The organism is uncultured Allobosea sp., assembly GCF_945956895.1.
In the GTDB taxonomy this organism is placed as follows: Bacteria; Pseudomonadota; Alphaproteobacteria; order Rhizobiales; family Beijerinckiaceae; genus Allobosea.
The window spans coordinates 1-9,950 of record NZ_CAMFJF010000084.1 but is presented as its reverse complement, the minus strand read 5'-3'; the positions used below and the strand labels follow the sequence as shown (position 1 = coordinate 9,950).

General features: G+C 68.0%; 7 protein-coding genes and 1 pseudogene. 5 read left to right on the top strand and 3 right to left on the bottom strand.

The annotated features are described in order from the left end of the window. On the top strand, positions 1-124 hold a 124-nt coding region (locus Q0Q02_RS21545), incomplete at its 5' end, for an aminopeptidase (RefSeq protein WP_293812584.1). Positions 125-139: 15 nt separating this feature from the next. Here Q0Q02_RS21545 and Q0Q02_RS21540 read toward each other — a convergent pair. Both Q0Q02_RS21540 and Q0Q02_RS21535 read right to left on the bottom strand, forming a co-directional pair. Next, on the bottom strand, positions 140-1,177 hold the full coding sequence (locus tag Q0Q02_RS21540) for a P1 family peptidase (RefSeq protein WP_293812582.1): 1,038 nt from the start codon (positions 1,175-1,177) through the stop codon (positions 140-142). A gap of 26 nt (positions 1,178-1,203) precedes the next feature. Beyond that, the gene (locus tag Q0Q02_RS21535) at positions 1,204-2,172 is read right to left on the bottom strand and encodes a hypothetical protein (RefSeq protein WP_293812580.1); all 969 of its coding nucleotides are present in this window, start codon (positions 2,170-2,172) and stop codon (positions 1,204-1,206) included. A 201-nt stretch (positions 2,173-2,373) separates the two neighbouring features. Between Q0Q02_RS21535 and Q0Q02_RS21530 the strand changes: the two genes are divergently transcribed. The 4 genes from Q0Q02_RS21530 to Q0Q02_RS21515 are packed head-to-tail and all read left to right on the top strand — an operon-like array spanning position 2,374 to position 9,459. Next, positions 2,374-3,159, top strand: a complete 786-nt coding sequence (locus tag Q0Q02_RS21530) for an IclR family transcriptional regulator (protein ID WP_293812578.1) — start codon at positions 2,374-2,376, stop codon at positions 3,157-3,159. Next, positions 3,156-7,004 carry a hydantoinase B/oxoprolinase family protein gene (locus Q0Q02_RS21525; RefSeq protein WP_293812576.1) on the top strand — a complete coding sequence of 1,283 codons (3,849 nt, stop codon included), beginning with the start codon at positions 3,156-3,158 and terminating at the stop codon, positions 7,002-7,004. The genes Q0Q02_RS21530 and Q0Q02_RS21525 overlap by 4 nt, the downstream gene beginning before the upstream one ends. Before the next feature lie 54 nt (positions 7,005-7,058). After that, positions 7,059-8,729, top strand: coding sequence for an OPT/YSL family transporter (locus Q0Q02_RS21520; RefSeq protein WP_293812574.1), 1,671 nt, complete (start codon positions 7,059-7,061; stop codon positions 8,727-8,729). Between the two features lie 58 nt (positions 8,730-8,787). Further along, positions 8,788-9,459, top strand: a complete 672-nt coding sequence (locus tag Q0Q02_RS21515; protein ID WP_293812572.1) for an AroM family protein — start codon at positions 8,788-8,790, stop codon at positions 9,457-9,459. A gap of 195 nt (positions 9,460-9,654) precedes the next feature. Here the strand turns inward: Q0Q02_RS21515 and Q0Q02_RS21510 are convergent. After that, a pseudogene (locus Q0Q02_RS21510) lies at positions 9,655-9,950 on the bottom strand (hypothetical protein); the annotation flags it as partial.

Genomic DNA, 9,950 nt, shown 5'->3' with positions numbered 1-9,950 from the left:
GCAGGGCGGCAACAAGAGCCTGATCCATATCGACTGGATGATCGGCTCCGGCGAGATCGATATCGACGGCGTCCATGCCGACGGCCGCCGCGTGCCGGTGTTCCGCAAGGGCGAGTGGGCTTAAGCGGCTCGGACGGCGTCAGCCGGCGTTTGCCCGCAGCCAATTCCCCAGCGACGGGCGATGATGCCCGTCGCGCCCGGTCGTGGCGGGCGCGGCGATCATCGCGTTGAGCACGGCTTCCTGCGTCGCCTCGGCGGCGGCGCGGAAGAGCGTGTCGATGCGGTTCTCGTTGAGGGCGCGCAATGGCACGAGGTCATCAGGCTGATCGTGATCGATCGGATCGGCCGTAGTGAAGGCGACGGCGATGTCGCCGCTGCCATTGCCCCAGAAGGCGCCGAGCCGGGCCAGACCAGCGCCGCCGCGACGCGCGACGCGATGGAGTTGGCGCGATTCCAGCGGCACGTCGGTCGCGACGATCAGAATGACCGAGCCGCGCTCGCTTTGCGGTTTCGCTTCCGGCGGTGTCGGGCGGCGGCCATCGGGCAGGACGAGATCGCCGGCATTGCCGAAATTGGCGAGCGCGAGCACGCCGAGCGTGTGCGCTGTGCTGTCGAGGGCAAAGTGGCGCGAGGCCGTGCCGATGCCGCCCTTGAATCCGAAGGCGCTCATGCCGGTGCCGGCGCCGACCGCGCCTTCCGCGACCGGCCCCGAGGCTGCGGCGTCGAGCGCGGCGAAGGCATGGGCTTCAGTCAGCGCGCGGGCGCGGATGTCGGAGAGATAGCCGTCATTGCATTCGAGCACGACCGGATTGACCGTGCCGGTCTCACGCCCGATGTCGGGATTGGCTGCGAGCGCGCGCGTCACCAACGCGTCGAAGCCGGTGCCGACGCTCAGGGTATTGCCGAGCAGTAAGGGCGTCTCGATCTGGCCGAGTTCGGCGAGCTGCATCAGCCCGGCGCTCTTGCCGAAGCCGTTGATGACATCGACCGCGGCGCGGAGCTTGCGGCGGAACAGATTACCGTCATGCGGCAGCAGGGCCGTGAAGCCGGTTCGAAGATCGCCTTCGTTCAGGGTGCAATGGCCGAGCCTGACGCCAGGCACGTCGGTGATCGCATTGAGCGATCCGGGCTGCATGATGCCGCAGGTGAGGCCGAAATCGCGCAGGCGTTGAGTCATGGCGTGGTCCAGAGAAGTTAGGGGGATCAGCGCGGCAGGGTTGTGCCGATCCCCTGCGCGCGGGCTTTTTCGATGGCGAGATGGGCAAGCGCGAGATCGGCCAGTGCGACGCCGCGGAAGCAGAAGAAGGAGCGGCCGGCCGGTGCCGTCGGGGGCGGTGCGCCGGCAAGCTCCGTCATGTCATGGCCGAAGGTGACGGTCGTGACCGGGTTGCCGGCGGCGTCGTAAGGTGCGCGCGACTGCTCCAGGCTGTCGGTGGCGAGGACGTCGAAGGCCGGCAGCGCTTCCGGCAGCCAGCTCCGCCCGGTATCGACCGCAGCGGCGAAGGCGACGGGTTTCAGGCGTCGTGCATCGAGAAAGGGCGTCATGCCGGGGCCGCCCGGCACCATCGAGATGACGATGTCGCTCTCGGCCAGCAGGGCGTCGGCATTGTCCAGTACCCGCGCGGCAAGACCGGCTGCACGCGCCGTCTCCGCCAAGCGCTCGGCGGAGCTGCGGCTGCGGCTCATGGCCAGCGCCGTGGTGAGGCCCGGATAGAGCGCGCGGAAGGCGGCGAGATGGGCATGGGCCTGCAATCCGCAGCCGACGAAGCCGACGGTGCGAGGGGCAGGCGGGGCCAGGCGTGACGCCGCCGCGGCAGTGATCGCGGCGGTGCGGAGCAGCGTGATCTCGTCGCCGTCGAGGATCGCGCGCGGCATTCCGGTCGCATAGTCGTTGACGCAGATCAGCGCACTGACCGCGGGCAGGGGCGAGCCCGCCGCGACCGGCGCCATCGCCACCCATTTCACCGTGGCGATCTGCTGGGCGGAGGATGCCCCTGTCATCGCCTGGAAACCGTGGCCTGCGCCCAGCATGAGCGCGGTTTTCGGGATGCTCTGATCCAGGCCTGCGGCCTGATCGCGAAAGCCTTGCAGTACGGCCTCGCGGGCCTCGCCCGGCGAGATCGCCAGCGCCCGGACATCGTCGCGCGAGAGATAGAGCAGGCTGTCGCCCATGCGGCGATCTCCATGAGGGCAGACGGGCCCGAAGCGGCAAGGAGGCCGGGATACAGGCAAGCCGGACCGGCGTCGAGGCGCGGGCCGGTTCCCCTTGCGGAAGAGAAACGCGATCACAGGATTGACATCTTCCTTAACTCGAGTATTTTCCGATAATCGCAACTCAAGTTCCATTAAATGGAACTTCAAGGGTCAGCCACGATGTCCATCCTGTCATCGGCCGTGGATGTGCTTCGCTGTTTTTCCAGCACGCGCCACGACGTGACGGTGACGGATCTCGTCACGCTGCTCGGCATGCCGAAGAGCAATGCCTCGCGCCTGCTCAGGGCGATGCGCGACGAGGGGCTGCTGGAGACGGTCGGCGACAGCAAGCGCTACCGGCCCTCGCTTCTGCTCAACCAGGTCGGCCATCTCTATCGTTTTGCCGCTTCGCTGATCGACCGCGCCGACGCCGTGGTCGGGAATATCTCGGACCGGATCGGCCATACCGGTTATGTCAGCGTCCGGCGCGGCACCGAGATCGTCGCGGTCACCGCCCATCCCGGCCGACATGCGCTTCGTGTGGTCACCTCGATCGGCGACCGCATTCCCGCCTTCGCCTCCAGCACCGGCCGCGCGCTGCTCGCCCGCCTGCCGGATGACGAAGTTCGCGCGCTCTACCCGGCAGGCTTCAGCGCGCCGTCAGAGACGGCGCCGCGCAACGTCGACGAGCTGCTCGGCCGTCTGGCTCGTGTCCGCGACGAAGGTTTCGCCGAATCCCGCGACGAGGCGGTGCGCGGTGTGCGCGCGCTCTCGGTCGCGGTCGGCGACCCCACGACCGGCGACGAGGTTGCGCTCTGCCTGTCCTTCCCGGCCGCCACGGTCGAGCCGGCCGAGCGCCTTTCCATCATCCGTTCACTGGGGGAGGGCGCCGCCGGAATCGCCGCCCTGACCCAGGACAAGCGCTTCCACCCCCTCAACCTCGCAATCGCGGAGACCGCTCCATGAGCAATCGTTGGCGTGTCGGCTTCGACATCGGTGGCACCTTCACCGACTTCATCCTGTACGATTCGCAGGAGCGCTCGGTCAGGCTGCACAAGCGCCTGACCACCCCGCATGATCCCTCTGAAGCGGCACTGATCGGCCTGGGCGAGCTCACCGAGATGGCGGGGATCACGCTCGCCGATGTCGGCGACATCGTCCATGGCACCACGCTGGTCACCAACGCCGTGATCGAGCGCAAGGGCTCCAAGCTCGGCCTGATCACCACCAAGGGCTTCCGCGACATCCTCGAAATGGGGACGGAGCAGCGCTACGACATCTACGACTTGTTCCTGACCTTCCCCGATCCGCTGGTCTCGCGCGAGCATCGCCTCGAAGTGGCCGAGCGCATCGACCGTGACGGCAATGTGGTCACCGCGCTCGATGCGGAGGCGGTGCGCAAGGCCGCACGCGAGCTCGAAGCCGCCGGCTGCGAGGCGATCGCGGTCTGCTTCCTCAACAGCTACCGCAACCCGGCCCATGAGCAGGAAGCCGGCCGCATCGTCCGCGAGACCTGCCCCGAACTCACCGTCTCGCTGTCGAGCGAGGTCGTGGCCGAGATCTGGGAGTACCAGCGCTTCGTCACCACCGCTGCGAACGCTTACGTCCAGCCGCTGATGCGCCGCTATCTGCAGCGGCTTGAGCGCGAGCTTGCGGCCCGCTCCTTCACCGGCGCGCTCCGGCTGATGCATTCGGCCGGCGGCCTCGTCTCGCCCGAGACGGCGCGCACCTTCCCGATCCGCCTGCTCGAAAGCGGCCCGGCTGGCGGCGGTCTCGCCACGGCGCTGTTCGGCGAACTCGCCGGCCACAAGGACGTGATTTCCTTCGACATGGGCGGCACCACGGCCAAGGCCTGCATGATCGAGGACGGCCGCGCCGAGATCGCGCCGATGCTCGAGGCTGGCCGCGTCAACCGCTTCGCCAAGGGCTCCGGCCTGCCGATCAAGGCGCCCGTCATCGACATGATCGAGATCGGCGCCGGCGGCGGCTCGATCGCGGCGATCGACGAGGTCGGGCTGCTCAAGGTCGGCCCGCATTCGGCCGGCTCCGATCCCGGCCCGGCCTGCTACGGCATGGGCGGCACCAAGCCGACCGTGACCGATGCCAATCTCGTGCTCGGCTATTACGACCCCACCTTCTTCCTCGGCGGGCGCATGGCGCTTGATCTCGAGGCGGCGCGCAAGGCCGTCTCGACCGTTGCTGCGCCGCTCGGTCTCTCGATCGAGGAAGCGGCCTGGGGCATCCACAAGGTCGTGGTCGAGAGCATGGGCGCGGCCGCCCGCGTCCATCTCGTCGAGAAGGGCAAGGACCCCCGCCACTACGCCATGGTCGGTTTCGGCGGCGCCGGCCCGGCGCACGCCGTCGACGTCGCCCGCGTGCTCGGCGTCAAGCAGGTCATCATCCCGCCGGCTTCGGGCGCGGCGTCCGCGCTCGGCTTCCTCGCCGCGCCGCTCTCCTTCGACATGGTGCGTTCGCTGCCGGTCGAGTTCTCCGAGGGCTTCGATGCGGCTTCCGTCAATGCCGTGCTCCGCGACCTCGAAGTCGAGGGCCGCAAGCACCTGACCGAGGCCGGCGTGAAGCCCGGCGACGTCACGGTCGAGCGCACGGCCGACATGCGCCTCGTCGGCCAGATGCACGACATCTCGGTGCCACTGCCGGGTGGCACTATCGACGCGTCGAGCCTCGACGCCATCCGCGCGGCGTTCAGCAAGGCTTATTCCGCCCGCTACACCTCGGTCTATGAGGGCGCCCGGCTGGAGGCGATCAACTTCCGTGTCCGCTGCGCCGGCCCGGTGCCGACGCTCTCGCTCTCCGGCGCGGCCGGCGGCGGCGATGCCACCAACAAGATCAAGGGTACGCGCAAGGCCTGGTTCGAGGGTGGCTGGAGCGAGGCTTCGGTCTATGACCGCTACGCGCTGCGCTCCGGCGACACCGTCAAGGGGCCGGCGATCATCGAGGAGCGCGAGTCGACCACGATCGTGCCGCCCGGCGACAGCGTCAGCATCGACGATGTCCTGAACCTCATCGTCCATGTCGGCCAGGCCAATGCGGCCGAGACGACGATTACCGCCGATATGCCACTGGCCGAGGCCGCGCGCCGGATCGAAGCCGATCCGATCTCGCTGGAGATCATGTGGAGCCGGATGATCAACGTCGTCGAGGAGATGTGGCTGACGGTCTGCCGCACCGCCTTCTCGCTGGTGATCTCGGAAGCGCAGGATTTCGCCTGCGAACTGCTCGACCCCGAAGGCGAGACGCTGGCGCATTCGCCCCGTGCGATGCCGGTGTTCAACCTGACGCTACCGCGCGCGGTCAAGGCGCTGCTGGAGCGCTATCCGGCCGAGACGCTGAAGCCCGGCGACGTGCTGATCACGAACGACCCCTGGCTCTGCGCCGGCCATCTCTTCGACATCGCGGTGGTGACGCCGGTCTTCCTCGGCGAGCGCGTCGTCGGCCTGATGGGCACGGTCGGCCATGTCTCGGATATCGGCGGCACCAAGGATTCGCTCCGGGCCCGCGAGATCTACGAGGAAGGTTTCCAGATCCCGCCGATGAAGCTCTACGAAGCCGGCCGGGTCAACGAGACGCTGGTGCGCCTGCTCGGGGAGAACGTGCGCAACTCCGAGCAGGTGCTCGGCGACCTGCATTCCTTCGTCGCGGCCAACGCCATCGGTGCGGAGCGGCTGCAGTCCTTCCTGACCGATTACGGTATGCAGGACCTGCGGGCGCTCGCCCATGTCGTGCAGAGCCGCTCGGAGAAGGCGATGCGCGAGGCTATCCGCGCGCTGCCGGACGGCACCTATCACGGCACGGTCTCGAACAACCCGCTGGGTACGCCGATGACTTATCCGCTGGCGCTGACGGTGAAGGGCGACACGATCCATCTCGACTTCGCCGGGGCGCCGCCACAGCTGCCGCAGGGTGGGCTGAACTGCACGCTCAACTACACGATGGCGCATGCGACCTATCCGCTGAAATGCATGCTGACCCCGTCAGTGCGCGGCAATGCCGGCTGCTACCGCGCCTTCTCGGTCGATGCGCCCAAGGGCTCGATCCTGAACTGCGACAAGCCGCTGGCGGTGAACCTGCGCACCCGCACCGGCTGGTATCTGGCGCCGAACATCTTCCGCGCTTTGTCGGAAGCGGCGCCGAAGCAGGTCCAGGCCTTCACCGGCCTGCCGGTGGCGGCGAGCGTCTATGGCCGCGATGCGGCCGGCGACACCTATTCCGACATGCTCTTCTGTGGTGGTGGCCAGGGCGGCTCGGCCCAGGGCGACGGCAAGTCGGGCCTGCTCTACCCGACCTCGGCGGCGAACACCTCGATCGAGACCTTCGAATCGCGGGTGCCGGTGCTGGTGGTCGAGAAGACCTATCTCACCGACTCCGGCGGCGCCGGCCAGCATCGCGGCGGCCTCGGCCAGCGCGTGCGTCTGCGCAAGCTCGCCGATGACGGCCTGCCGACGCTGGTCTCGCTCTATCCGGAAGGGGTCAACAACCCGATCCCGGGCCTGTTCGGCGGCAAGGCGGGCGGCGGAGCCTCCGGCCGGGTGATCGACGAGCAGGGCCATGTCCTGAAGGACGTGGGCACGGGCGAGCTGGTCCAGGTCCGGCAGCCGCATGAGATCGTCGAGCTCGTGCTCGCCGGCGGCGCCGGCTACGGCCCGGCCTCCGAGCGCTCGCGGGATGCGATCGCCCGCGACATCGCGCTCGGGCTGATCTCACCGGATGCGGCCAAGCGCGACTACGGCGTGCACGGAGCGCATGCCACGCAGGACGTCGGCGAAGCCAAAGCCGGCATCCTGGTTGCCTGAGAGGCAAAGGTAACAATGCAAACGCCCGACAGGGGCCAATGAGGGGACTGAGGCATGACCAATCCAAATGAGGGGGTGCCTCAGAAGCATCCCAGCCTGTTCGAGCCGGCGACGCTGCTGCTCATCGCCGTGCTCTGCGTCTTCGGCGCGATCATCGGCATGCAGCTTCTGGTGTCGCTCGGCATCACCGCCAACACCTCGCTGATCGGCGCGCTCGCTGCCATGGCGCTGGCGCGCGTGCCGCTCGCGATCTTCGCCCGCTACCGCTCGATCCATGTGCAGAACCTGGCCCAGAGCGCGATCTCCTCGGCCACGTTCGGCGCGGCGAACAGCCTGCTCCTGCCGGTCGGCATTCCCTGGCTGCTCGGCCGGCCGGACCTCGTCCTGCCGATGCTGGCGGGCGCCTTCTTCGCGATGCTGCTCGATGCCTACCTGCTCTACCGGATGTTCGATTCCCGCGTCTTCCCGGCGACGGGGGCCTGGCCTCCGGGCGTTGCAGCAGCCGAGGCGATCAAGGCCGGCGACGAGGGCGGCCGCAAGGCGGTTCTGATGGGCATCGGCTTCGGAACCGGCATCGCCGCCTCCTTCGTCAAGATTCCGCTGGCCTGGATCGGCTTCGCCGGCTCCACGGCCGTCAGCGGCATCCCGATGTCGGCATTCGGCGTCGCCTTCATCGGCAATATCTGGGCGCTGCTGATGTTCGGCGTCGGCCTGCTGCTGCGTGGCTATTCCGGCCAGCTCTTCAGCGGGCCGACTTTCGCGAACCTTGTTCCGAAGGGCGACCTGATGGCCGCCTACATCCCGCACGGCTTCATGATCGGCGCCGGGCTCGTGGCGCTGCTTCAGGTCGCGATGCTGCTGTTCCGCCGCAGCGAGGCCAAGGCGGGCGAAGCGACCGCGGGCGTCTCGGATGGCGAGGTCAAGCGCGCGCTCGGGCTCGGCACGGTCGGCTATCTCGTGATCGCCGTGTTCATCGCCATCGTCGGCGGGCTGATGACCGACATGTCGGTCGGCATGCTGATCCTGTTCGTGCTCTATGCCGCCTTCGCGGCCTATGTTCACGAGCTGATCGTCGGCCTCGCCGCGATGCATTCCGGCTGGTTCCCGGCCTTCGCGGTGGCGCTGATCACGCTGATCATCGGCATGCTCATGGGCTTCCCGATGCCGGCCTTGGCGCTGCTCGTCGGCTTCTCGGCCGCGACCGGCCCGGCCTTCGCCGATATGGGCTATGACCTCAAGGCCGGCTATCTGCTGCGCGGCAACGGCGCCGACCCCGCTTTCGAGCTGGACGGCCGCCGCCAGCAGCTCTTCGCCGCGATGTTCGCCTTCATCATCGCCGGCGCGGTGGTGCTGTTCTCCTACCAGTCCTATTTCGACCAGAACCTCGTCGCCCCCGTGAACAAGGTCTATGCCGCGACGATCAAGGCCGGCGTCGCGCCGGGCGTTGCCTGGCAACTCCTCCTCTGGGCGATCCCGGGCGCGATCCTGCAGTTCATCGGCGGGCCGAAGCGGCAGATCGGCGTGCTCTTCGCCACCGGCCTGTTGATCAACTTCCCGATGGCGGGCTGGGCGGTGCTGGCCGGCATCCTCTGCCGGGTCATCTGGGAGAGACTGCGCGGCGCGAGCGGCGAGGGCGACATGGAGGTCTTCGCGGCGGGCGTCATCGCCGGCGATGCGATCTTCTCGTTCTTCGACTCCGTCTCGAAGAACTTCTGGAAGCGCTGAACGAGACAGGCCCCGGGCGCGTGTCCCGGGGCCTTTTCATTTCGGAAGAGGGACCGCCATGAGCAAGCTGGGCACTCTGACCATCGGCCAGGCGCCGCGCGCCGACATCACGCCGATCCTCGACGACGTGCTGGATACGCGTCTGCTGCGCCGCCATGCCGGGGTGCTGGATGGCCTGAGCCGCGCCGAGATCGAGCGCGGTTTCGCGGCTGAGGCCGGCAAGCCGGTGCTGATCACCAAATTGCTCGATGGCAGTGCGGTCGTCATCGACCGAGCCCGCACCGAAACTGCGGCGCAAGCCAAGCTCGCCATGCTGGAGGCCGAAGGCTGCTCGGCGATCCTGATGCTCTGTACAGGCCATTTCGTTAGCCTGACGACGGAGAAGGCACGATTGGTCGAGCCGGACCGCATCCTGCCGCCGACGGTCGCGGCGCTGGTACAGGGCGCGCAGCTCGGCATTGTCGTGCCGCTGGCCGAGCAGATTTCATCCGAGGCCGGGAAATGGGCGCCGCTCGGGCGCGCACCGCTCTATGCCGCGGCCTCGCCCTATGGCGGCGGCGGGGCTTCGGTCGTGGAAGCCGCCCGCGATCTCGCGGGGCGTGGCGCGCAGATCCTGCTGATGGATTGCATGGGCTTCGTCGAGCGGCATCGCCGCGAGGCGGCGGAAGCGGGCCTGCCGGTCATCCTCTCCAACAGCCTGATCGCCAAGCTGGTCTCCGAGATCGTCTGACAAGCGGGCATTGCGTTACCTTGTAGAGCGGCCGCGCTTGCTCGGAACCACCTCGTCATCCCGGGCTTGCCCCGGGATCCATCGGAGGGCTCCGGAGCTCTACGATGAATCCCGGATCGGCGCCGCTTCGCGGCTTGTCCGGGATGACGCCGTGGTTCGGTGCAAAATCAGCAGGCTTGGCAGATGTGATTAACCTCACTTCGGCGCGAAGACGCCGAGGCTGCTGGCGGTGATGTCGAAGGAGAGCGTGGCGACCACGGCTGCGCCGCACCATTTCGAGCGGCCACTGCCGGTGGTGATGCCGCGCGGATCGGCCGTCAGTGCGAAGCATTCGTTCTTCGACAGGTCGGTGTCATGATAGCGAACATCCGCCGTGACGTTCTTCCAAGTGTAGGAAACGCCGGCATTCCAATAGTTGTAGTCCGGCAGGTTGGTTGGCGGCACCGTCGACCAGATCGCGAGATTGGTGGTGCCGAGCCAGTAATGGCCGA

What these genes read in the sequence shown, in the direction of transcription:
- Q0Q02_RS21515 (WP_293812572.1), top strand. Translation starts at nt 8,788, where the DNA reads ATGAGCAAGCTGGGCACTCTGACCATCGGCCAGGCGCCGCGCGCCGAC.
- Q0Q02_RS21520 (WP_293812574.1), top strand. Translation starts at nt 7,059, where the DNA reads ATGACCAATCCAAATGAGGGGGTGCCTCAGAAGCATCCCAGCCTGTTC.
- Q0Q02_RS21540 (WP_293812582.1), bottom strand. Translation starts at nt 1,177, where the DNA reads ATGACTCAACGCCTGCGCGATTTCGGCCTCACCTGCGGCATCATGCAG.
- Q0Q02_RS21530 (WP_293812578.1), top strand. Translation starts at nt 2,374, where the DNA reads ATGTCCATCCTGTCATCGGCCGTGGATGTGCTTCGCTGTTTTTCCAGC.
- Q0Q02_RS21525 (WP_293812576.1), top strand. Translation starts at nt 3,156, where the DNA reads ATGAGCAATCGTTGGCGTGTCGGCTTCGACATCGGTGGCACCTTCACC.
- Q0Q02_RS21535 (WP_293812580.1), bottom strand. Translation starts at nt 2,172, where the DNA reads ATGGGCGACAGCCTGCTCTATCTCTCGCGCGACGATGTCCGGGCGCTG.